14 protein-coding genes are annotated in these 23,445 nt (G+C 70.0%); 4 read left to right on the top strand and 10 right to left on the bottom strand.

Annotated elements, in window-relative coordinates; translation table 11 throughout:
- Positions 1-14: 14 nt before the first annotated feature.
- Entirely contained in the window at positions 15-194 is a 180-nt protein-coding gene (locus B9Y95_RS13785) for a hypothetical protein (protein ID WP_064296076.1), read from the bottom strand.
- A 224-nt stretch (positions 195-418) separates the two neighbouring features.
- On the opposite strand from B9Y95_RS13785, the gene B9Y95_RS13780 reads away from it, so the two are divergent.
- Complete coding sequence (locus B9Y95_RS13780; protein WP_085512515.1) at positions 419-841, top strand: hypothetical protein; 423 nt, start codon at positions 419-421, stop codon at positions 839-841.
- Positions 838-1,692 (top strand): CPBP family intramembrane glutamic endopeptidase, encoded by an 855-nt coding sequence (locus B9Y95_RS13775; protein ID WP_085512512.1) that lies wholly within the window; start codon positions 838-840, stop codon positions 1,690-1,692. Before B9Y95_RS13780 ends, B9Y95_RS13775 begins: the two co-directional genes overlap by 4 nt.
- Before the next feature lie 159 nt (positions 1,693-1,851).
- Here the strand turns inward: B9Y95_RS13775 and B9Y95_RS13770 are convergent, their stop codons facing one another.
- The 4 genes from B9Y95_RS13770 to B9Y95_RS13755 all read right to left on the bottom strand — a co-directional run bounded on the left by B9Y95_RS13770 (position 1,852) and on the right by B9Y95_RS13755 (position 7,147).
- Positions 1,852-3,714, bottom strand: a complete 1,863-nt coding sequence (locus B9Y95_RS13770) for a glycoside hydrolase family 2 protein (protein WP_085512510.1) — start codon at positions 3,712-3,714, stop codon at positions 1,852-1,854.
- 171 nt (positions 3,715-3,885) lie between these two features.
- Positions 3,886-5,214, bottom strand: a complete 1,329-nt coding sequence (locus tag B9Y95_RS13765; protein ID WP_159453411.1) for an ABC transporter substrate-binding protein — start codon at positions 5,212-5,214, stop codon at positions 3,886-3,888.
- Between the two features lie 69 nt (positions 5,215-5,283).
- A complete protein-coding gene (locus tag B9Y95_RS13760; RefSeq protein WP_085512504.1) occupies positions 5,284-6,213 on the bottom strand; it encodes a carbohydrate ABC transporter permease in 930 nt (309 codons plus the stop codon).
- Entirely contained in the window at positions 6,206-7,147 is a 942-nt protein-coding gene (locus B9Y95_RS13755; RefSeq protein WP_085512502.1) for a carbohydrate ABC transporter permease, read from the bottom strand. Before B9Y95_RS13755 ends, B9Y95_RS13760 begins: the two co-directional genes overlap by 8 nt.
- A gap of 221 nt (positions 7,148-7,368) precedes the next feature.
- Between B9Y95_RS13755 and B9Y95_RS13750 the strand changes: the two genes are divergently transcribed.
- Positions 7,369-8,370 carry a LacI family DNA-binding transcriptional regulator gene (locus tag B9Y95_RS13750; RefSeq protein ID WP_085512499.1) on the top strand — a complete coding sequence of 334 codons (1,002 nt, stop codon included), beginning with the start codon at positions 7,369-7,371 and terminating at the stop codon, positions 8,368-8,370.
- Between the two features lies 1 nt (position 8,371).
- Here the strand turns inward: B9Y95_RS13750 and B9Y95_RS13745 are convergent, their stop codons facing one another.
- The 5 genes from B9Y95_RS13745 to B9Y95_RS21160 form a co-directional block, all read right to left on the bottom strand.
- Positions 8,372-8,950, bottom strand: a complete 579-nt coding sequence (locus B9Y95_RS13745) for a hypothetical protein (RefSeq protein ID WP_143736484.1) — start codon at positions 8,948-8,950, stop codon at positions 8,372-8,374.
- On the bottom strand, positions 8,947-10,263 hold the full coding sequence (locus B9Y95_RS20405) for a signal peptidase I (protein ID WP_200811419.1): 1,317 nt from the start codon (positions 10,261-10,263) through the stop codon (positions 8,947-8,949). Before B9Y95_RS20405 ends, B9Y95_RS13745 begins: the two co-directional genes overlap by 4 nt.
- Before the next feature lie 10 nt (positions 10,264-10,273).
- Positions 10,274-10,912 (bottom strand): SipW-dependent-type signal peptide-containing protein, encoded by a 639-nt coding sequence (locus B9Y95_RS13735; RefSeq protein WP_123539740.1) that lies wholly within the window; start codon positions 10,910-10,912, stop codon positions 10,274-10,276.
- A 20-nt stretch (positions 10,913-10,932) separates the two neighbouring features.
- On the bottom strand, positions 10,933-11,577 hold the full coding sequence (locus tag B9Y95_RS13730; protein ID WP_234994109.1) for a SipW-dependent-type signal peptide-containing protein: 645 nt from the start codon (positions 11,575-11,577) through the stop codon (positions 10,933-10,935).
- Between the two features lie 197 nt (positions 11,578-11,774).
- The gene (locus B9Y95_RS21160; RefSeq protein WP_085512493.1) at positions 11,775-14,663 is read right to left on the bottom strand and encodes a helix-turn-helix transcriptional regulator; all 2,889 of its coding nucleotides are present in this window, start codon (positions 14,661-14,663) and stop codon (positions 11,775-11,777) included.
- A gap of 514 nt (positions 14,664-15,177) precedes the next feature.
- Here B9Y95_RS21160 and B9Y95_RS13720 point away from each other — a divergent pair.
- Positions 15,178-23,388: a choice-of-anchor G family protein gene (locus tag B9Y95_RS13720; protein WP_159453410.1), complete on the top strand. Its 8,211-nt coding sequence runs from the start codon at positions 15,178-15,180 to the stop codon at positions 23,386-23,388.
- Positions 23,389-23,445 lie beyond the last annotated feature (57 nt).

Genomic DNA, 23,445 nt, shown 5'->3' with positions numbered 1-23,445 from the left:
CGTCGTCCCGAACCCTACGCGTCGTCGCTCGGGTGGTCGGGGTCCTCCTCCTGGTTGAAGTTCGAGGCGTCGGGGTCGTGACCCACCGCGAGGCCGTCCTCGCTGTTGGGGATGGTCTGGTTCTCGCCCAGGCCGCCCGGCTTCGGCGTTCCCTCGCTGCTGTTCTGGTCGGTGTCGTTCGTGTCGTTCGTCATGGGGAACAGGTTAAGAGGTACGGGAGCGCGCGTGAGCGGGCTTGACAGGGTGCTCGGGCGGTGGTTTCGGGCCCTTCGACAAGCTCAGGGACCGGGAGGGCGACGGTTCTTGCGGAAAACGGATAGGCCGGGACATACCTCCCTTCCGGGGGACAGATGACGGGCAATACAGTTCGAGCAGCCTGGATCCGGTCGTCGGATCCTCCACGACCGAAACGAGCACCATGACCATGACCATCGGCAAGAAGACCGTCCCGACGCCCATCGCCGTCTCCTTCTGGCTGTGGGTGGTCGTCGCCGTCCTCCTCGTCATCACCGGCATCATCACGGCCACCTCACCCGCAGAACAGGCCGCCGCCACCAGCCTCAAGCTGCCTGTGCCCACCGAGGTCATGACCATCTCCTCCGGCATCGGCTCGATCATCGGCGCCGCACTCCACGTGCTCTTCGCGTGGTTCATGGTCCAGGGCCGCAACTGGGCGCGCGTCGTCCTCACGATCTTCGGCGTCCTGTCCGTGCTCGGCTCCATCGCCTCGATCTTCGTCGGCAGCATCCTCGCGATCGTCGTCGTGATCGTCACGATCGGCGCCGTCGTGGAGATGTACCTGCCGGCAGCCCGCGCGCACTTCTCCCGCCCCGTCCGATGACCCAGGAACGGACCGACTCGCCGCTGACCCCGCGCCAGCAGCGCGCCGAGGATCGACGCTCGGCCGCGGCATTGCCGTACAGGCCGGCGGACGGCAGCCGGTGGGGTGCAGGCACCGCGCTCGTGATCCTCGTGATCACCCTGGCCTTGCTGGTCGTGCTCCGCATCGTGCTCCCGGCGACCCTCGGGGACACGCAGCTCGCCGACCTCATCCTTTGGACCGTCTTCTACGGCGGCATCCTCGTGGCGATGGGCGTTGTCTGCAAACGGCTCGGCACCGGCTCCTGGGTCACCGACTTCGGCCTGCAGTTCCGCTGGTTCGACGTCTTCATCGGCCTGGGCTCGGCGATCGGCATCCGTCTCGTCGCCGGCATGATCGACGGCGTCGTCATCACCCTCATGGGCGGAGCGCCGAAGTCCAACATGGCGCCACCGGCACCCGAGATCGGGTGGGTCGTCCTCAACTCGGTGATCGCGGTCGCCATCGTCGCGCCCTTCTGCGAAGAGCTCCTCTTCCGCGGCCTGTTGCTGCGCGGCTTCCGGAACACGATCCTCCGCGGACGGTCCGCGGGAGCGATGCGCGGTGGGGTTGCGACGCCCTCCACCTCTCGTCGGCGGACCGCGGCCGTCGTGTCCGTCGGCGTCAGCGCGCTGCTCTTCGCCGCCGTGCACCTCTACGAAGGGTGGGGGAGCCCGGTGACGATGGTGACGCTGGGCCTCAGCATCCTCGTGCTCGGTGTCGTCAACGGTGTCTACGCGGCGACCACCAAGCGCCTCGGCCCCGGCATCTGGACGCACGTGTGGTTCAACGGCATGGCCGCCGCCACGGTGATCGTCACCGCGATGAGCTGACGGCCCGAGGGGTTCGGGGCGGGGCAGCTCGGAGGGGAGAGGTGTGCTCGTGGGCCCTTCGACAGGCTCAGGGAACGGGATTGGAGTTCCTGGATCGGGGTCCGGTGGGTGGATCTGGTCCCTGAGCCTGTCGAAAGGCGGGGCTCAGGGACCGAGGGATCAGGAGGCGGAGGGGCGGACGCGACGCTCGTAGGCGGCGTCGGCCGCGAGCACCGCACGCACTCGGGCCAAGTCGAACTTCGGCTTGCGATCGAAGTCGTAGATGCCGTTCTGCTCCTGGAACGTGTCGGTGAGCTGCGTGTAGCAGTAGCCGAACATGTTCTCGTCATCGGTCAGCACCCGGACGAGCCCCGCGAAGCGCTCGTGGAACTCCTCAACCGACGCCACCCGTGCGCCGTAGCCCCAGGAGTCGCCACCGGTGTCCGCCGCCGCGAGCTCCGCGTTCCACCAGATGCCGCCGAACTCCGACACGAAGAACGGCTGCCCCTCGTACGGCAAGGAGATGGTGCGTCCATCCTCCAGGTTCGTGAACGGCTCACCGTCCGCGATCCCGCCCTGCTCGACAGCGAACGCCGCCGGGTCCTGCTCGTACGAGTGCGCGTCCCACACGTCCGTCTCCCGCACCCGGTGCGCGTAGCCCGAGGCATCGATCACCGGGCGACTCGGGTCGATGAGCTTCGTCGCGAGGAACATGCCACGCGTGACGTCGTCGAGGACGGTCACGCGGTCGTGCAGGGTCTGGTGCGTCTCGTTCAACGGGCACCAGCCGATGATCGACGGATGGTTGACGTCGCGCTCCAACGCCTCGACCCACTGCGTGATGAACGACGCCGTCGGCCCCTGGTTGTGACCGACCGTGCCCGCACCCGACACGCCCCAGTCGCCGAACTCGCCCCACACCAGATATCCGAGCCGGTCCGCGTGATAGAGGTACCGCTCCTCGAACACCTTCTGGTGGAGCCGTGCACCGTTGAACCCGGCGTCGATCCCGAGGGTGATGTCGGCCACGAGCGCGTCGTCGTCCGGCGCGGTCATGAGCGAGGACGGCCAGTACCCCTGGTCGAGCACGAGCCGCTGGAAGACATGCTCGCCGTTGATCAGCACCGCGGTGCCGTCTATCGCGACACTCCGCAGCCCCGCGTAGCTCGAAACGCGGTCGGTGACGTCGCCAGCACCGTCGCGGATCTCGATGTCGAGGGTATAGAGGAACGGATCGGCCGGGCTCCACAGACGCACCTGGTCGGTCGGGACCTCGAGCCGCACCGACGGCGACATCGTCGACCCGAGCTGCGCCGTCTCGCTCGCGACGACGACGCCATCGGCGGACAGGGTCACCGTCGCGGTCCCACCGGCGGCGTTCCGGCTGGGGACGAGCGTGCAGTCGAACCGTGCGGCGTCCGCATCGGGGACCACGGTGAAGCGACGCAGGTGCAGCTCGTCGACGGCCTCCACCCAGACCGTCTGCCAGATCCCGGTCGTGCGGGTGTAGTAGCAGTCGGTGTTGCCGTACCAGGTCGCCTGCTTCCCTCCGGCCTTCGGCTCGTGGCGGGTGTCGCGGGCGCGCACCACGATCTCCAGCTCCTGGCCCGGCTCGACCGAGCCGAGCGGTACCCGGATCGGGGTGAAGCCACCCCGATGCCGCATCGCCTCGACTCCGTCCACCCACACGGTCGTGTCGTGGTCGACGGCACCGAAGTGCAGGATGCCGTGCTTCCCCTGCCAGCCGGCCGGCACCGTGAACCGCGTGCGGTACCAGACGGCCTCCATGAAGTCCGTGTGCTCGACGCCCGACGCGGCCGACTCCGGTGCGAACGGAACGAGGATCCGTTCGGTCAGTTCACGGCCGAGGAGCCCGCGCTCGAGCCCGCTGTCGCCGGCGTCGATCTCGAACTCCCACAGGCCGTTGAGGTTGACCCAGCCATCACGGACGAGCTGCGGCCGGGGGTACTCCGGGCGCGGCTGCGGCGTGGAGTCGGCGCGGCCGCTCGGCAGCGGGGCGGGGAAGAGGAGAGGGTGCGTCATGGGTGTCGTTCCGATGCGTCGTGGTGGGTGGAGGTGTCGTCGGGCCCTTCGACAGGCTCAGGGACCGGGGTGGGGCTCAGGGACCGGGGTGGGGCTCAGGGACCGGGGGATGGGATCAGGGACCGGGGTCCGATCGGCGGTCCCTGAGCCTGTCGACGGGCAGGGGAGGTGCTACCGGGCGTCGTCGACGGCCTTCGTCAGCTCGGCGACGAACGCCTCAGCGGCCTCCTTGGGTGTGGTCTTCCCGAACTGGACGTCCTGGTTGTAGCGGCCGAGGATCTTCTCGCTGTCGCCACCACCGACCGGGGTGATCGCCGGCGGGGTGCCCGACTCCTCGCGCGCGGCGTCGACGACACCCGCCACGATGAGGTCCGTCGGCGTCAGGTCGGGCTCGATCGCCTTCTGGAAGTCCGGGTTCGCCGGCATGCCGCGCTCGGTGCCGAACAGTTTCGCGACCTCGGTGTCCGTCGTGAGGAAGTCCACCAGCAACGCCGCCTCAGCGGGGTGCTCGGACTTCGACGAGACCGACCAGTACATCGACGGCTTCAGGTACTGGAATCCCTCCGACGAGTCCTTCGCCGCCGGGAACGGCAGCAGGTCGAGCTGGTGGTCGGGAGCAGCGGCCTGGAAGGCGGTGAGCACGGACGACGGCTGGAAGGTCATGGCGACCTTGCCCGTGCTCATGTCCATGAGGTCGATCGCCACACCGTTGCCCTCGGCCAGCTGCGAGGCGCTCGGGGCCGCGCCGCTCTCGATCTGGTCGAGCGCGTACTGCCAGTAGCTCTCCACGACCTCGGGCTTCAGGATGACCTTGCCCTCCTTGTCGTAGATGTCGTTGCCGTGCTGCCGGGCCCACAGGGTGAGGGTCGGCATGTCGCCACCGAAGGGGGACATGCCGTGGACGGCGCCGCCCGAGGCCTCGGTCACCTGCAGGGCGACCTCGTTGAGCTCGTCCCACGTCCAGGTCGTCGCGTCGGGCAGCTGGATCCCGTACTGCTCGAAGATGGACCGGTTGACCATGAGGCCGACGGTACCGACACCGATCGGCACGCCGTACAGCTCGTCCTTGACCTTGCCCTGATCGAGCACCTCGGCGCTGAGGTCGGAGGTGTCGAGGAACTCGTCGAGAGCACCGAGGTCGGCGAGCGCCCCGCGCTGGGCGTAGGAGGCGAGGTAGAGCTGGTCGAACTGCATGACGTCGGGGGCGTCCCCGCCGGCGACCGTCGTGGCGAGCTTGTCCCAGTAGCCACCCCACTCGGTGGACTGACCCTTCACGGTGATGTTGGGGTACTTCTCCTGGAAGAGGTCGATGGCGGCGCGGGTGCGCTCGTCGCGGGCGGCTGCGCCCCACCAGTTGAAGGTGATGGTGACGTCCTCGTCGCTGAGGGCCGCGTCGCCGTTCCCACCGCCGACGGCACAGCCGCTGAGGGCGAGCGCCGAGATGGCAGTGGCGGCTGCGAAGCCGAGGAGGCGGGACCGGGATCGTGGTTGGCGTTGCATGATGCTCCTTTGCATGGGGTGGATGGGTTGGCCCTTCGACAGGCTCAGGGACCGGTTGGGGACTCCGGGCTACTTGCCTCCGGTGGTCGCGATGCCCCGCAGGAGGAAGCGCTGACCGAACAGGAAGGCGAGGAACACCGGCAGGAGGGTGACGACGCTCATGGCGAAGAGGGCGCCGTAGTCCGATTGCGACTGGGTGTCGACGAACGAGCGAAGGGCGACCGACGACGTGTACTTGTCGGGGTCCGTCACGAAGATCAGCTGGCCGAAGAAGTCGTTCCAGGTCCAGATGAAGGTGAAGATCGCCGTCGTCGCGAGTGCCGGGGTCATGAGCGGGAGCATGATCTGCACGAAGATCCGCAGGTGTCCCGCCCCGTCGATGCGCGCCGCCTCGTCGAGCTCGCGGGGGATGCCGCGGATGAACTGCACCATGAGGAAGATGAAGAACGCGTCCGTCGCGAGGAACTTCGGCACGATGAGCGGCAGGTAGGTGTTGATCCAGTCGAGCTGCGCGAAGATGACGTACTGCGGGATGATCAGCACGTGGATCGGCAGCATCATCGTGAGCAGCATCGCCGCGAAGGCGAAGCGCTTGAACCGGAACCGCAGCCGGGCGAAGCCGTAGGCGGCGAGCGAGCAGGTGAGCAGGTTGCCGATGATCGAGCCGACGACCACGATCGCCGAGTTCGCGAGGTAGCTGCCGAACGGCTGCGCGAGCGCGTTCCAGCCGTTCGTGTAGTTCGACGCCTCGAAGGTGTCGAGCACGAGGCCCGGGTTGTCGAAGATGTACCCGTTCGGGCGGAGTGACGACACCACCATCCACAGCACGGGGTAGAGCATCAGCAGCCCGAGCAGGATCAGCAGCGCGTGCTTGCCGATACTCGAGATCCGCTGACGGCGCAGGAGCTTGGCGCGTTGAGCGTCGCCCCGCTCGCGACGGGCGGCCGCATCGGGGGAGAGGCCGTCCTCGGAGGACGGGCGGGTCTTGAGGTCAGTCATCGTAGAACACCCAATACTTCGAGGCCCAGAAGTTGATGGCCGTGGCGGCGGCGATGATGATGAGCAGGAGCCACGCGATCGCCGACGCGTACCCCATCTGGAAGCTGCCGAAGCCCTTCTGATACAGGTAGAGCGTGATGAACAGCGTCGAGTCGGACGGCCCGCCCGATCCGTTCGACACCACGTAGGCCTGCGTGAACGACTGGAACGCGCCGATGATGCCGAGCACGAGGTTGAAGAAGATGATCGGGCTGAGCAGCGGGAGGGTGATCGACCGGAACTGCGTCCACCGGCCGGCACCGTCCGTCGACGCCGCCTCGTAGTACTGCCGCGGGATCTGGCGGAGGCCGGCGAGGAAGATCACCATCGGGGCGCCGAACGTCCACACGTGCAGGATGATCAGCGTCGACAGGGCGGTGTCGGGTTCCGAGATCCAACCGGGCCCCTGGATGCCGAAGACGGCGAGGAGCGCGTTGACGAGGCCGCTCGAGCCGAAGACGAGTCGCCAGAGGACGGCGATCGCGACGCTGCCGCCGAGGAGCGACGGCAGGTACAGCACCGACCGGTAGAACGAGAGCCCGCGCAGGCCGCGATCCAGGAGGACCGCGATCGCCAGGGCGACCATGAGCTGCAACGGCACCGAGACCAGGACGTAGGTGATGGTCACCCCGAGGGACTGGTGCAGGCGGGGGTCCTCGACCATCCGTTGTGCGTTCTCGAGCCCGGTGAAGTTCGGGTTCTGGAGGAGGTTGTAGTCGGTGAACGACAGGTAGAGCGAGACGAGCACCGGCCCGAGCGTGATGACGAGGAAGCCGATGATCCAGGGGCCGAGGAAGAGGAGCGCCGCGCGGTTGTCCCGGAACTCGGAGGCGTCGCGATGCTTGACCGCCCCCTTCGGCGTCCGCAGCGCGCGCAGCTCGTTGAGCGCGCTCATGTGGCGGCTCGGGTGATGGGTGGTGGGCTCTCGAACATGCTGCGCATCTCCTTCGACTCGCTGCGACCGTGCTGACAGGGAGACACACTAATGGCTTGTGCTACGTAGCACAAGACGCATCTGGAAAACGGTTGCCGTGATGATCCGGCCGTCGCGGAGTCGCTACGCTTGCGTCAGGACGGACGCACGGTAGAGCGTGCGCGACCGACGGGGAGGCACGGATGGCAGTGACCGCACGGGATGTCGCGCAGGCGGCCGGTGTCTCCCAGCGCACGGTGTCGGACGTCGTGAACCTGCCGGGACGGGTCGGTGCCGAGACCCGCAAACGTGTGCAGGCGGTCATCGACGAACTCGGTTATCGGCCCAATCCGCACGCGAGAGGACTCCGCAACAACCGCAGCGGTCTCATCGCGCTCGTCGTCCCCGAGCTCGACGTGCCGTACTTCTCGGACCTCGCGCGTTGCCTGATCCCCGAGCTCACCAAGCGCTCACTCACGCTCGTCGTCGATCAGACGAACGGCGACCCGGAACGCGAGCGTGCCGTACTCACCGGGGGAGCGGTGTCATCGACGTTCGACGGCGTGCTGCTCAACGCGCTCAACCTCACAGCCGCCGACGTCGAAGCAGCCGCCGCGACCCAGCCGATCGTCCTGCTCGGCGAGCGCGACTACGGCGCGAGCGCGGACCATGTCGCCATCGACGGTACCGAGGCGGCCTACGCGGCGACCCGGCACCTGATCGAACGCGGATGCACCCGCATCGGCGCCATCGGTCGGCAGGCCCGTTCCACGGGTACGGCGAAGCAGCGCGTGGACGGGTTCACGCGCGCGATGCACGAGGCGGGACTCGACCCCAACCGGTATATGGCCGAAGGGGAATACGATCGTGCGAGCGGAGCGGCGGTCATGGGCGAGATGCTCGACGCCGGCGATCCCCCCGACGGGGTGTTCTGTTTCAACGACCTCATGGCGCTGGGCGCGATGCGTGCGGCCTGGGACCGCGGCGTCGACATCCCGCGCGACCTGGCCGTGGTGGGCTTCGACGACATCGAGGACGGCCGGTACGCGATGCGGTCGCTGACGACGGTCGCACCCGACAAGGAGGCCATCGCCCGCGAGGCCGTCGCGATGCTGGTCGAACGCGTGGCCGGGCACGTCGGGCCGGGGCGGCGCGTGCGGGCCGGGTTCGAGCTGATCGTCAGAGAATCGTCCGGTCCGGCGTGATTCACCCGATGACGGTGCACGTCGGGTTCGTGCCCAGGAGCGCTGTACCCACCTGCACGACGGCCCACGGCGACGTCCAGATCGTGTCGCGAGTGAGCGGCGGGACGATCAGGCTGGACGGCGCCACACGAACGCCGAGATAGCCGGTTCCGCCGAGCAGGCCGGTGAGGAGTCCGTCGAGAAGACCTCGGTTGAACGTGACGGAGTACTGCCTCGTCGGGTTGGGGGTCGGCGAGGTCGCGGCCGGTGTGACCGCGGCGGAGGCGAGGGCGATCGTGGTCGACGTGTTCCCGCCGCCGACTTGGATGTCCGCCGAGCCGTACCCCTCCGGCATCGTGAACGTCAGGGTGTAGGAGTTGATGACCAGACCGACGCCGAGCACCGACGTCGTGGATATGGAGCAACCGCTTGCTCCGGCGAGGTAGACGGGCTTGGCGATGCTCAGTGCGGCGAACGCCACGGCACCCGACTCGGCGTCCTGCCAAGCGGCGTCCACCGGTTGCGGAGCAGGGGCCGCCACGAATGCGACCGTCGTCGCGAGGACGACCGCTGCGACGAGTCTTGACCGACCTGGTTTCATCGTGCTGCCCTCGCCGAGCGGGAGTGCTGACGCAGCGCGCCGAACCACGCGCCGACGAGGCCGATGAGGATCGCGCCGGCAGCGGTCCACACGGCGAACTCGATGCTCGCGCCGGTGCGGGGGAGCGTGGTGATCGGGCCGGGCGAGACCGAGACGTCGTCACCGATGCCCTCGGCCGTGACCGTGAGGGCGACCGAGGCGTTCGCAACCGCTGCGCCGGACGGCATCCGGACGTCGAACTTCAGCCACCACGCCTCCGAGCTGCGCATCGAGAGGACCGCGCGCTCGACGCCGTCGACGGGCACCGCCATCTCGTCGAACAGGTGGGTGACGGTGCCGACGCATCCGGCCGCGGTCCACCGGACGGAGCAGGCGTCGACCACCATGACGAGGCCGAGTTCGGACGAGCCGGAGCCGACCATGGTCACGTCGATGGAGCCCGGTGTGGCTTCCGGCTTGGTCCTGATGCCCACCTCCCAGGGCGTCGACCGACCGGGGGTGAGGGACCGCATGGCCGACGGGTCACCGATCGAGGTGAGGACGACCGCCTCACCGGCGATGACGTCGACCATCGGTTCGGCGTGCGCGGGAGCGGCGCCGCCGATCGCGAGGCCGGCGCCGAGAAGGAGGGCGACCGGTGAGTATCGGAGCGCGGCGTGGCGGGCCGGTCGTGGTCCGGCTGCGTCGGCGCCGGCCGTGGAGGAGCGGCGTCGGGAAGCAGCACGACCGTTTCCGCCGGTCCCGCCCGAATCACTCGGTGGGCGCTTGCGGTCGGAGCGCGGCCAGAACGCCCACATGACGAGGGCCGAGCAGCTGAGCGTCAGTCCGGCCAGGACCCACGGGTTGGACAACCACACGACGAGGTACGCGAGCCCCGGCACCGAGGCGAGCACGATGCGGACCGTCGAGACGGTGTACGGCTCGGGGTCCTCCGACAGGTTCGCATCGCCCTGCATGGTGATGGTGCGCTGCGGTCCCGCGGTGTCGACGCCGCCGCTCACCGAGGTCACGCGGTGGGTGACGGGCAGCTGCCCGGCGCGGTCGACGGTCACCACGTCGCCCACCGCGATGTCGGATGCCGGGATCTCGCGGACGAGCGCGAGTGAGCCGGTGGGGATCGTCGGGCTCATGGAACCGGTCTTGAACATGATGAGGGTGATGTTGAAGCAGGTCGCGAGGATGACGAGCACGATGCAGACCACCCCGCCGACGGCGGCGAGGTTCAGCAGGGTGTCTCCGACGATCGACGCCACCGGGCGGCGGGGTCGCTGCCGCCGGGTGGCGTCGATCGCTTCCGTGGAGGGACGGGTCACGGTGCTCCGATCAGGAACTGGAGGTGCTGGTGAACACCCAGGTCGCCGACGCCGTCGAGCCCTGGAAACTGGGCAGCGTGCCCGGCTTCACCCGCACGTCGAAGCAGAAGCGCACCGGGGTCGCCGACGCCGTGCCCAGGGTGCCGGACGCGGCCGGCACCGCGGCGCCGGCCGCCAGTGACCCCGTGTACGTCTGCGAGGCGAATGCGCCCGCTCCGCACGTCGTGCCCGTCGCCGTCGCCACGACGCGGTACTCGAGCGCCGGAAGTAGCCCGCCGGTGGCCGCCGAAACCGCGGACAGGGCAGCCGACCCGCCGATGGTCGTCGCCGAGGTGGTGCGGATGTCGATGTATGCGTACTGGGACAGTCCAGGCGACATGGCGGTCGCGTTGAACAGCAGCGTCACCGGATTGGCCGCTTCGTGCGCCGCCCAACTTCCCGTCGCCGTCTGCGATTCGACGGCGAAGGTGCTCGCCGCGAAGGTCGCCGTTCCGAACTCGTCGTCGCTCCAGGCCGCGAGGGTGAGCGAGGTCCCGACACCCAGCACGAGCGCTGCTGCCAGGGCCGCTCTGGTCTTCGTGTAGCGCGACGTGCTCCGTCGCTCAGCGGTGCGGTGATGCCTCCGCGCCGCCGGGGTGTGTCGTCCCATGATCGCCGTCCCGCCGCGGGTTACGGCAGCGGGGTGGTGGACTCGGCCGCGAACTGCCAGACCACCGTGCCGCTCGGCGACGCCTGTGGGAGGCTCGCTGCCGGGGTGACCTCGAAGCACAGGAACACCGGCGTGGTGACGGCACCCAGCGTGAAGACGTCCGCGGCCGTGCTCTCCGCCGTGGCGGCGTCCGTCACGAGCGGGTCACCGGCCGCGAAACTCGCGGCGTCACAGCCGAAGGTGGTGGTCTCCACGACGGAGTAGCTGAGCGATGAGGCGATGGCGTCGCCGCTCGTGGCGGTGACGTCGACCGTTCCGGCGTACGTCGACGCGGCGGTCAGCTGCACGGCGAAGCCGGCGTAGACGGGCTCCTCGGGTGCCAGGTTGTCGGCTTCCACCGCGAAGGTGAGCGGGGCGGCCGCAGCCTCGGTCGGGTGCTCGGTGAACGCGGTACCGTCCGTGCTGCCCTCGATGCCGAAGCCACCACCGGCGAAGATCCCGGTCGCGAACTCGGAGTCGTTCCAGGCCGCGAGGGTGATCGCCGCACCGACGCCGAGCACCAGACCGCCGGCGAGGATCGCCTTCGCCCGCTTGCTGCGCTGACCGCGGACGGGCGCGTCGGTGCCGGTGGCCGCTGGAGCCTCGGTGCTGGTGTCGATGGTCATGGAAGCCCCCTGGAGTCCGCCGGTGACGGCTCGCGTCACCACAGGTGTCGGGCGTGCGGAGACGGCCTCCGCGCGTCTCACGACACTCTCAGGACGATAGGCAGCGGGCTGAGCGTTGTAACCAGTAGTGGGGTACTGGGATCGGCGGACGCTACCGAGAAAACTGCTGAACCGCGCCGCATCGCCCGATCGGGGGGTCAGGCATGACGCTGCGAGGACTGCGCGACGAGGCGGCCCAGGTCGCGCCGTCTCCCCGCACCCAGCTTCGTCCGCGCCTGGAGCACGTGCGACTCGACGGTGCGGACACTGAGGAAGAGCCGCGTCGCGATCTCCTGATTGCTCAGTCCTTGCGCGATGAGCAGGGAGACCTCCAGCTCCCGCCGGGTGAGCGCGCTCAGGTCGGCCCCGGCGGTCTCCTGGCCGGTGTCCGTCTGTCCTCGGGAGAGGTAGGCCAGGGGTGCGTGCGTCGCGGGCGGCTCGACCGGGACGATGCGCTCGACGGGCACGGTCTCCTCGGTCGTCTCCGGTCGGTAGGTGGCGAACACGGGCGATGGAGAAACGACTGAGGTCCAGCCGGCCTCCGCATCCGCGGCGGCGCCGGGCACGGGACCCACGAGTTCGGCGGCCCGCTCCGCGCAACGGCGAGCGTGCTGCAGTCGACCCTGGGCCTCGTGGAGTCGTTCTGCGAGCAGATGGGCTCCGATCGCCCGATGCCGTGCTCCGACCTCCTCGAGCGAACAGGCGGCCTCTTCGACGCGGCTCGCGTCACCGGCGGCGCCGGCCTCGAGGAGCAGCATGAGCGACGCCTGCAGTGGCGTGAGCTCCAGCGATCGGGCGTCAACGACCCAGGACAGGGTCTCGGACAGGTCGGTGCCGGCCGCGGAGGCCAGGCTCGCGGAGTAGACCCGCTCGGTCAGCGGCTTCCGGATGTCCTGCGCGAGCCGACCTAGGTGATCCCGGGCCTCCATGACGCGACCGCCTGCCATCAGCAGACCGAAGTCGGCGATGTCCGCCAGGTAGGAGAGGACCGTGGAGGCGGCGATGAGGCGTTCGTCCTCAGCAGCTCGCCGTTCCGTCGCCTCCTCGAGCTCGCCCGTCTGGGCGAGGGCGCCGACGAGGAGCAGCGCGGTCTGCGTGTGCACCTCGGGCGGGACGGTCGAGTCGAGCAGGCGCTCGACGACCCGGAGGTCGGCGACGGTGCGGTCCGGGCGGCCGTCGAAGAACGCTAACTGGGCTCCGAGGATCCCGACGATGCACTGGTCCGTCGTCGCCAGGCGCCCGGTCCCGCGCTCGGCGCGAGCGACGAACTCGTCGATGTAACGCGCGAAGCCGGCCCAGGAGAGGCCCGTGAGCAGGCGGATGGTGCCGGCCGACAGGACGTACATGGCGCTCGCGTCGCGTAGGGCGTGCGACAACGGCCGCGCTGCGCTGTAGGGCACCGACCGGTAGACGGCGTCACCCAGCTGGAGCAGCTCCCGCAGCTCGGACGGTGGCAGCCTGAGGCCGAGCCTGGTCACGAGCGCAGCGGCGGCATACAGTCGCGAGGACTGCGCGGCGTCGACGTCGCGCAGGACCTTCCAGAAGACGGCGTCGCTCTCGGACGGACCCTGCCGATCCTGGTCGCGCCAGGTCTCGACCATCAGGATCCGCTGGGACAGCACGCGGCTGTGCTCCTCCTGCTCCGTCAGCTCCTGCGCACAGGTGCGCTCGGACCAGCGGTCGAGGATCGCCCGCCAACTCAAGACCTCCGCCTGCATGTCCTCGTCGGAGTCGGCAGTGGGATCGACCTCCAGGACCCGCTGAGCCCCGTCGCCGTCGCCCAGCATGGCGAGCGATCGCGACCACTGCAGCGCCGCTGCCACGGAAGGACGCCAGGTGTAGGCGCGTTCGGCGAGCAGACGACCGTCCTCGGCGAGCCCGGAGACGTTCGCGACGTGCGCAGCCTCGAGAAACGTGCGCGCCATCGTGAGGGACTCGAACCCCTCGTCCAGCTCGGTGTGCGGGGCCGTCAGCCAGTACCGGCCGAGGATGAAGGACTCGTTCGGCGTGAGACGGGCACCGCCACGCAGGTCCGAGATGAGCGTCCGCTGGACGCGGTCGTGGCGGTGCAGTCGTCCGCTGTGGCGCCACTCCGCGAGTGCCGACCACGCGTGCAGTTCGTCGGCGACGATGCGGTCCTGGCCTGAGCCGTCGTTCCGCGCGAGTCCGAGCCGGAGGAGCGCGTGCAACTGGTGCTCGCCGAGCAGGCGGATCGCGCGCGAGTAGGGGACCGGACCGAGCTTCGCCAGCATGACCAGGGCGTACCGACCCTCGTCCTCGAGCCGGGAGAGCTGGGGTTCCGTGAGGTCGTGCACCCGGGGTGAGACCCCCGCGACCCCGAGCGAGAGGATGCTGCGCGGCAGGTAGAACTCCCCGCCCGTCTCGAGCGCGTCCTTCGTGAGCTCATGCACGAGCCGTGGCGAGCCGTTGCTCAGCCGCACGATGACGGCCTTGGCCATGTCGTCGAGGACCGCATCTTCGGCGGCCTCGTCCACCATCGCCGAGGCTTCGAACCCGTCGAGCGCCGGGAGGTCGATCCGTGTGAGCGACCCGGTCCGCCAGACGGCGAGGAGCCGATCGGCGGACTCGTCGCCGCGCCCCTGCAGTCCGGCGAGCTCCTGCTCCAGCGTCACCAGGGCGACCTGCTCACGCGACCGCGAGAGTTCGATGATGTCGGCGAGGCTCGCCGGGTGGAGGTTCGCCCCGTCGTCGACGATGAAGACGGCACCGCTCGGCGCCGCACGCCAGTCGCTCAGCGTGTGCGAGGCGTCCCGTGACGCACCCGACACGTGGATGACCGGGCGTCCGTCCTCGTGCATCCGACGTCCGATCGCGTCCGCGGTGAAGGTCTTGCCGTAGCCGTGTGGTCCGACGAGGAGCGTGCTGGTCCGGTTCGCGATGAGTGCCGTCATCCGGGCGATCGCCGCCGCTCGACCGCTCGGTTGGGCGGGAGCGCGGGTGGCGGATTGCCGGAACTCGCCGGAGCGACGGGTGGGGGATGCGGCGGACCACGCTCCGCCGCTGAACCGATGCGCGCCCGGGTTCATGGGACGACCTGCTCGGTCGAAGCCGGATGTGGATTTCGCCCCACTGCCGTCGCAAACGGTTCTTCCATATCGCAGCCCCCTCAAGCTCCGTCAGGACGACGGGATCCACATCACTAGGGATGCTGCGAATACTCCGTCGGATGCCCCATTATCCGTAATCCCTGAGTGCTTCCGCAGCCCAAAGAGAGCGTTCTCAGTAGAAACTACGCATCTCGGTCGGGGGTAAACCCCCGGCCAGTGAGGGTTATCCCTCAATCGTCATCGATGACATGACGCGGGTGGAACCAAGTGCACTGGAGCCCCGCCACCGATGACGCGTCGGAGGCCCTCCGGGACCGATCGAAACCCGGCGTCCCGCGGCGCCGCCTCGCACTGCGGAGGCCAGTACCGGTTTTCCATCCGGCACTACGGAGGTTGGGGTCCCTCCTCTGGGGGACAGGGACACCCGCCCATAGATTGGCCGGGATCGACGCCAGTCGCGGGTTCGCCCGTGCACCGAAGAAAGGGTTCCACCGTGGGGGGACAGCAACGCAGCATCCTCGGCCGAGGCCGTGCGTGGAAGGTCGCGGCCATGGCCGTGGTCGGCACGGTCATCGCCATGGGATCGACGACGGCGGCCACAGCGGCCCCGACCGATGTCTCCGACGGCTTCGGCCGGTTCCTCGGAGGACAGGCGGCCGGGATCAACCTCGACGCCCTCGCCGCAGTCGCCGGCGCCCGTGCCGAGAACCCGAGCGGGGTGCACCCGGTCGCCGCGAACCCGCTGTCCGCCGAGGTGCTGAACACCCTCGGCGTCGACCTCGGCAGCTCGCTCCAACTGTTCGGCGCCAACGGCGTCATCGAGCTCGGTGCAGTCGCCCAGTACGGGTCCGCCGCCGCCAACGGCGACGCGATCGCCGGCTCGGGCGCGGTCACCGACCAGGGCGGCGTCTCGATCGGCGGACCGGACGCACCACCGGCGAACGCCGAACTCGACCTCACCGGGCTGCTCGGCCGCGTCGGCACCCCCACCGGTGGCGTCCTCAGCGACCTCTCGCTCAGCCTCGGCGCCCTCGCTTCCACGATCTCGCAGACGGGTGGCGCCACGGCCGTTCCCGACTACCAGATCTCCGGTGCGACGCTCACGCTCCAGAGCCCGCTCGTGCAGAACGTCTACACGAACCTCCAGACCACGGTCGGGAGTGTCCAGACCTCCCTCACCGGTCTGCAGACCGCACTCAACCAGGCGCTCACCGGAGCGATCAACCTGGGCATCGTGACCTCGACGACTTCCGTGGCCGTCACTCCTCCGAACCTCAACGCCCTGCTCCCCACCGGTCCGGTCGGCTCAGCCAGCGGTGTCACGGTCGACCTCACCACGGGTGCTGTCACGGTCGACATCGAGACACTGCTCGCGGCAGACCCCGATCTGCCGGATCTCAACGAGCTGCCGCCCAACACCTCGCTGCTGTCCGGTCCGATCGCCGCTGCGATCGCCGACGGGATCACGCAGGCCATCACCGATCAGGTGACGGCGGTCGTCACCGGTCTCCGGGCTGCCGTCGAGGCCACCAACGTGAACGCCGTCGTCCAGGTCCGAGCGCTCGGCCAGAACGCTGTCACCCTGACGCTCAACGCCCCGCTGTCCGCCATCGAGGACGGGTCGGCGACCTTCGTCACCTCAGGCATCGTCGGAGGCGTGCTGAACACGGTGCTCGGAGTCCTCGGTATCAGCCTCGACCAGATCATCTCGAACCTCCTCAACCTGGTGCTCGGGGTCGTCGGCGGAGTGTTCACGGTCCTCGAGACAGCGGAGTCGACGGTCGACGGCATCACGGGCGGCCTGGCGGCGAACGTCGTGGGGCCGATCCTCAACATCGTCCGCCTGGTCGCCGACGTCACCGCCAACGTGCAGCCGGCCACCGGCGACCTCGGTGATGGATCGGCGACCGTCCGAGCCGTGCAGATCTCCCTCGTCCCGGCGATCTCGCTCGCGACGGTCAACCTCGCCTCGTCGTCCGTGCGCGGGACGGTCGTCGTGTACGACACGGCCATCACCGCCACGCCTGCGACGGTCAACCCCGGCCAGTCCACGGTGATCGACGGCACCGGCTTCGCGGCGAACGAGCAGGTCACGATCACCGCGCCCGGCCTCGACCCGGTCACCACGACGTCGGACGCCGCCGGTGTGATCAGCCAGAGCGTCGCGATCCCCGTCGGCTTCACCCCGGCGACCCTGACGTTCACCGCCACCGGTGTGACCTCCGACACCCCGGCCACCACCGACCTCGTCGTGGCGCCGTTCGTGACCGCCATCACCGCCGACCCGGCGACGATCGCGCCCGGCGGCAGCACGACGATCACCGGCACCGGGTTCCTGCCCGATGAGTCGGTGTCGATCACCGTCCCCGGCCTCACCGACCCGGTGGTCACCACCGCGTCGGGCACCGGCACGATCTCCGCCAGCCTCACACTCCCGACGGACTTCCCGCTCGGCCCCGTGACGGTCACGGCGACCGGTGCCTCATCGGCCAGCCCCGCGACCACGACGGTCACCGTCGAGGCGACGCAGTACGTCACCGCCATCACCGCCGACCCGGCCAGTGTCGTCGCCGGTGGGACCACGACGATCACCGGCACCGGCTTCGCCTCCGGCGAGTCCGTCGCCGTCTCGATCCCCGGCGTCGACCCGGTCACCACGACGGCCAGCGGAACCGGCACGATCTCGGTCGAGCTCGACGTCCCGGCGGACTACGCCGCAGGCTCGGTCGTCGTGACCGCGCTCGGCGAGACGTCCGACACCCCGGCCACGACCAACCTCGCCGTGGTCTACGAGACCTCGATCGTCGCCGTCCCGGCCACGGTCGCCGGTGGCACGACCACGATCATCAACGGCGCCGGCTTCGCGCCAGGCGAGGACGTCGTTGTGACGTTCCCAGGCCTCGAGCCGATCACCGTCACCGCCACCGCACTCGGCGCGATCGGCACCCCCATCGCGGTCCCGCAGGACTTCGCGGTCGGCGACGTCACGGTCACCGCGCTCGGAGCCGTGTCCGCGACCGAAGCGACCACCGTCGTCACCGTCACCGCGACGGTCTACGACACCGCCATCACGCTCGACCCGACGTCGCTCATCCCTGGGAACACCACGACCGTCACCGGCACCGGCTTCCTGCCCGGCGAGACGGTCACCGTCGGCTACCCGGGCGGCACCCCGGTGACCGTCGAGGCGGACGGCGACGGCGGCTTCACCGTCGACCTGCCCGTCCCTGCCGGCACACCGGTCGGCACGCTCGTCGTCACCGCGACCGGCGAGACCTCCGCAACCCCGGCGACCGCCGACCTCGAGGTGCTGCCCTACGACACGGCCATCACGGCCGACCCGGCCTCGCTCCTCCCCGGCAACTCGACCACCATCACCGGCACCGGCTTCGCCGCGAACGAGTCGGTCTCCGTCTCCTACCCGGACGGCACGCCCGTCGTCGTGACGGCTGACGGCGACGGCGGCTTCACGGCCGTCCTGCCGATCCCGTCGGGTACGGCCGCCGGCCAGCTCACGGTCACCGCCACCGGCGCGGTCTCCGCGACGCCGGCCGAGACGGACATCACCGTCGAGGCCTACGACACCGCGATCGCGCTCGACCCGGCGACCATCGCTCCCGGTGGCAGCACGGTCGTCACCGGTTCCGGCTTCGTCCCGCTCGAGTCCGTCTCGATCACCATCCCCGGCCTCGCCACGCCGGTGACGACCACGGCGAACGGCGACGGTGAGATCACGGTCAGTGTCACGCTTCCTGCGGACTTCCCGCTCGGGGACGTCACGGTCACCGCCACCGGCGACGTCTCGGCCACCCCGGCCACGGCGACGCTCACCGTCGAGGCCACCACCTACGTCACGGCCATCACGGTCGACCCGACGACCGTCGTCGCCGGGGAGAGCACGCTCGTCACCGGTACCGGCTTCGAGCCCGACGAGACCGTCACGGTCTCCATCCCGGGTGCGCCCGCGGTCACCACGCAGGCGTCGGCGACCGGCACCATCTCCGTCTCGCTGCCGGTCCCGGCGGACTACGCGGAGGGCACGGTCGTCGTGACCGCCCTCGGCGAGGTCTCCGACACACCGGCAACCACGAACCTCGCAGTCGACGTCGTCTACACCCCGACGATCACCGCGGACCCCGCGACCGTCCCCGGCGGCACGAGCACCGAGATCTCGGGCGCAGGCTTCGCGCCGAGCGAGAGCGTCACGGTCACCTTCCCGGGCCTCGACCCGATCACCGTCACGTCGAACGCAGCGGGTGAGATCACGACCACCGTCGACGTCCCGCAGAACTTCGCGGTCGGTCCGGTCACGGTCACCGCCCTCGGCGTCGTCTCCGCGACCGAGGCGACGACCACGGTCACGGTCGAGGCGACGGTCTACGACACGGCGATCACCGCCGACCCCGACACGCTCCTCCCCGGCGGCAGCACCACCGTCACCGGAACGGGCTTCCTGCCCGGCGAGTCCGTCTCGGTCTCCATCCCCGGCGGCACGCCCGTCGTGGTGGAGGCCGGCCCGGACGGCGACATCACCGCCATCCTGCCGATCCTGCCCGGCACCCCCGCCGGCCCCGTCGTCGTGACGGCCGTCGGCGCGGTCTCGGCCACGCCTGCCACTGCGACGATCACCGTCGAGGCGTTCGACACGACGCTCACCGCGACGCCGTCCACGCTGAACCCCGGTGACTCGACGATCCTGTCCGGCACCGGCTACGTCGCCAACGAGTCGGTGACCATCTCGGCTCCCGGCTTCGACGACGTCGTGACCACGGCGAACGGGCTCGGCGAGATCAGCCAGGTCGTCGCCTTCCCGGCGGACTTCGTCCCCGCGACGGTGACGTTCACGGCCACGGGCGCCCTGTCGCTCACGCCGGCGCAGACCTCGGTCCTCGTCGAAGCGGTCGTGTACGACACGGCGATCACGGTGGACCCGACGACGGCCAACCCGGGTGGAACCACCACCGTCACGGGCACGGGCTTCGCGCCGAACGAGACCGTCACCATCACCATCCCGGGCGGCGACCCCGTCACGGCGACGACGAACGGCGACGGCGACTTCACGCAGCCCGTCACGATCCCCGCCGGAACGCCGGCCGGACCGATCACGATCACCGCGACCGGTGAGACCTCCAACACGCCCGCCGACGCCGACGTGACCGTGGTGCCCTACGAGACCGCGATCACCGCCGACCCCGACACCCTGCTCCCCGGCACGTCGACGACGATCACCGGTACCGGGTTCGCGCCGAACGAGTCCGTCTCGGTCTCCATCCCCGGTGGCACACCGGTCGTCGTGACGGCGAACGGCGACGGCGGCTTCACCGCCGCCCTGCCGATCCCGTCGGCCACGGAGGCCGGACCGCTGGTCGTCACCGCAACGGGCGCCGTCTCCGCGACGGACGCGACGGCGACGGTCACCGTCGAGGCCTATGAGACCTCGATCACGGTCGACCCGACGACGGTCGCACCCGGTGGGAGCACCCTCGTCACCGGTGACGGCTTCGCACCGAACGAGTCCGTGAGCGTCACCGTCCCGGGCATCGCGACGCCGATCCCCACCACGTCGAACGGCAACGGTGAGATCTCCGTGAGCGTCGACCTCCCGGCGGACTTCCCGCTCGGACCTGTGACCGTCACCGCCACCGGGGCCGTCTCGGCGACCCCCGCCACGGCGACGCTCACCGTTGAAGCCACGACCTACGTCACGGCCATCACCGCCGACCCGACCACCGTGGTCGCGGGTGCCAGCACCCTCGTCACCGGAACCGGTTTCGCACCGAACGAGACCGTCACGGTCTCGATCCCCGGCGCCGACCCGGTGGACACGACGGCGACGGCGACCGGCACCATCTCGGTGTCGCTGCCCGTGCCGGCCGACTCCGCCGAGGGCGTGGTCGTCGTGACCGCGCTCGGCGCGACGTCCGACACCCCTGCGACGACGAACCTCACGGTCGACGTGGTCTACACGCCGACGATCGCCGCCGACCCGGCGACGGTCCCCGGCGGGACCTCGACGGAGATCTCGGGGAGTGGCTTCGCTCCGACCGAGAGCGTGACGGTCACCTTCCCCGGTCTCGCGCCGGTGACGGTCACCTCGAACGCCGACGGTGAGATCACCACGACGTTCGCGGTCCCGCAGGGTTTCGCGACCGGTCCGGTCACGGTCACCGCACTCGGCGTCGTCTCGGCGACCGAGGCGACCACCACCGTCACGGTCGAGGCCACGGTCTACGACACGGCGATCACCCTCACACCGGACACGGTCAACCCGGGCCAGACCACCACGGTCACCGGTACCGGCTTCCAGCCGAACGAGTCGGTCAGCGTCTCGATCCCCGGCGGCTACCCCGTCGTGGTGACGGCGGACGGCGACGGCGGCTTCACCGCGACCCTGCCGGTGCCGCCCGGAACGCCCGCCGGGCCGGTCACGGTGACCGCGGTCGGTGAGACCTCGGCCACGCCCGCCGAGGCGGAGCTCACGGTCGAGGCCTACGAGACGGCGATCACCGCCGACCCGAGCACGGTCACGGCCGGCGGAGCGACGCTTGTCACGGGCACCGGCTTCGCGCCGAACGAGTCCGTCACGGTCACGGTGCCCGGTGGCACGGCTGTTCCGGCGACGACGAACGGTGCCGGCGAGTTCTCGGTCGGGATCACGGTCCCGGCGAACGCGCCGGTCGGCCCGCTGGTCGTCACGGCGGAGGGAGCGGTGTCGCAGACGCCGGCCACCGCGACCGTCACGGTCACCGCCATCGTGTTCTCGCCCGTGATCACCGCCTCCCCGGACGCGCTGATCGCCGGCAACACGACGGTCATCACCGGATCGGGTTTCGCAGCCAACGAGACGGTCACGGTGTCGATCCCGGGCGCCCCGGTCGTCACGCAGGTGACGAACGCCGGCGGCGGCTTCACGGTGACCCTGCCGGTCCCCGACGGATATGCGCTCGGCGACGTCACGGTCACGGCACTCGGTGCCGCATCGGACGAGCCGGCGACCACGATCATCGAGGTCCTCGCGTACGATACGGCCATCACGGTCGACCCGTCCTCGGTGCTGCCGGGTGAGACGGTCACGGTCGACGGCACAGGCTTCGCCGGAGGGGAGACCGTCACGGTCTCGATCCCGGGCGCACCGTCGGTCACCGTGGTGACGAACCCCGACGGTTCCTTCACCGTGGACCTGCCGATCCCGGACGACTACACGCCCGGACCGGTCACGGTGACCGCCGAGGGCGATGTCTCCGAGACGCCGGCCGAGTCGGACGTCACCATCGAGGACGGAGCGGTCGACGTCGACACCGACGCCGCTGCGGTCGATGTGGACGCTGCTGCTGACGTGGACACCGACGTGGACGTGGATGCCGCGGCTGATGTGGATGCTGCTGCCGATACGGACGCTGCTGCCGATGTGGATGCTGCTGCGGACAGCGACGCCGCGACTGATGTGGACGCCGCCGCAGACGTGGACGCTGCGGCTGACACCGACGCTGCGGCCGATGTGGATGCTGCTGCGGACAGCGACGCCGCGACTGATGTGGACGCCGCCGCAGACGTGGACGCTGCGGCTGACACCGACGCTGCGGCCGATGTGGATGCTGCTGCGGACAGCGACGCCGCGACTGATGTGGACGCCGCCGCAGACGTGGACGCTGCGGCTGACACCGACGCTGCCGCCGATGTGGATGCTGCGGCTGATGTCGACACCGACGCTGCTGCGGATGTGGATGCTGCTGCCGACACGGACGCTGCGGCTGACGTCGATGCTGCCGCTGATGTGGATGCTGACGCGGACGCTGACACGGATGCTGCGGCTGACGTCGATGCTGCCGCCGACACGGATGCCGCTGCTGACACGGACGCTGCGGCCGATGTGGATGCTGCGGCTGATGTCGACACCGACGCCGCTGCGGATGTGGCTGCCGACACCGACACCGACACCGATGCTGCTGCGGATGTGGATGCTGCGGCCGACACGGACGCTGCGGCTGATGTGGATGCTGCTGCCGACACGGATGCTGCGGCTGACGTCGATGCTGCCGCCGACACGGATGCCGCTGCTGACACGGACGCTGCGGCCGATGTCGATGCTGCTGCCGACACTGACGCTGCTGCCGACACCGATGTTGCAGCTGACGTGGACGCTGCGGCGGACACCGCCGCTGACGGCACCGATCTCGACCTCAACGCCGACGCCGACGCCGACGCGGACACCGCGACTGACGCCGACACAGCGACCGACGCCGACACGGCAGCTGACGCCGACGGTGACACCGACGCCGGCGACGACCGCCTGGCGACCGTCAAGTACGTGACGATCGTCCGCGACACGGGTGTGATCCAGGAGGTCTACGCCACCGGCTTCGAGCCCGGCGAGACCGTCTCGGCCACCGTGTTCTCGACGCCGTTCGCCCTGACGCCCGTCATCGCAGACGCCTCCGGCAACGCCACCCTCACCTTCCCGGTCGACTCGTCGATCGAGCTGGGTGCCCACCGGGTGGAGCTCTCCGGATCCGTGACCGGCGACCTCCCGCTCGACCGCGAGGCGACCGCCTTCACGGTCACCGCAGTGGCCGCCGCCGCACCGGGGTCACGCCCCGGTCTGCCGAGCACCGGCTTCGACGGCCTGTGGCTCGGGGGACTCGGCGCCATGATGCTCCTCCTCGGAGGTGCCTTCGTGGCTACGCGACGGGCGCGTCTGGAGTGACCCCGCCGAGTGGGCCGCGCCGCATTCGGGTCGGCGCGGCCCACTCCTTCCCCCGCG

The organism is Plantibacter flavus, assembly GCF_900177615.1.
Lineage (GTDB): Bacteria > Actinomycetota > Actinomycetes > Actinomycetales > Microbacteriaceae > Plantibacter > Plantibacter flavus.
This window is presented reverse-complemented; position numbering and strand designations above follow the sequence as displayed.

Excerpts from the sequence above, each read along its gene's own strand:
- B9Y95_RS13770 (WP_085512510.1), bottom strand. The coding sequence starts at position 3,714 with ATGACGCACCCTCTCCTCTTCCCCGCCCCGCTGCCGAGCGGCCGCGCC.
- B9Y95_RS13730 (WP_234994109.1), bottom strand. The coding sequence starts at position 11,577 with ATGACCATCGACACCAGCACCGAGGCTCCAGCGGCCACCGGCACCGAC.
- B9Y95_RS21160 (WP_085512493.1), bottom strand. The coding sequence starts at position 14,663 with ATGAACCCGGGCGCGCATCGGTTCAGCGGCGGAGCGTGGTCCGCCGCA.
- B9Y95_RS13760 (WP_085512504.1), bottom strand. The coding sequence starts at position 6,213 with ATGACTGACCTCAAGACCCGCCCGTCCTCCGAGGACGGCCTCTCCCCC.
- B9Y95_RS13735 (WP_123539740.1), bottom strand. The coding sequence starts at position 10,912 with ATGGGACGACACACCCCGGCGGCGCGGAGGCATCACCGCACCGCTGAG.
- B9Y95_RS13765 (WP_159453411.1), bottom strand. The coding sequence starts at position 5,214 with ATGCAACGCCAACCACGATCCCGGTCCCGCCTCCTCGGCTTCGCAGCC.
- B9Y95_RS13745 (WP_143736484.1), bottom strand. The coding sequence starts at position 8,950 with ATGAAACCAGGTCGGTCAAGACTCGTCGCAGCGGTCGTCCTCGCGACG.
- B9Y95_RS13780 (WP_085512515.1), top strand. The coding sequence starts at position 419 with ATGACCATGACCATCGGCAAGAAGACCGTCCCGACGCCCATCGCCGTC.
- B9Y95_RS13785 (WP_064296076.1), bottom strand. The coding sequence starts at position 194 with ATGACGAACGACACGAACGACACCGACCAGAACAGCAGCGAGGGAACG.
- B9Y95_RS13750 (WP_085512499.1), top strand. The coding sequence starts at position 7,369 with ATGGCAGTGACCGCACGGGATGTCGCGCAGGCGGCCGGTGTCTCCCAG.
- B9Y95_RS13755 (WP_085512502.1), bottom strand. The coding sequence starts at position 7,147 with ATGAGCGCGCTCAACGAGCTGCGCGCGCTGCGGACGCCGAAGGGGGCG.
- B9Y95_RS13775 (WP_085512512.1), top strand. The coding sequence starts at position 838 with ATGACCCAGGAACGGACCGACTCGCCGCTGACCCCGCGCCAGCAGCGC.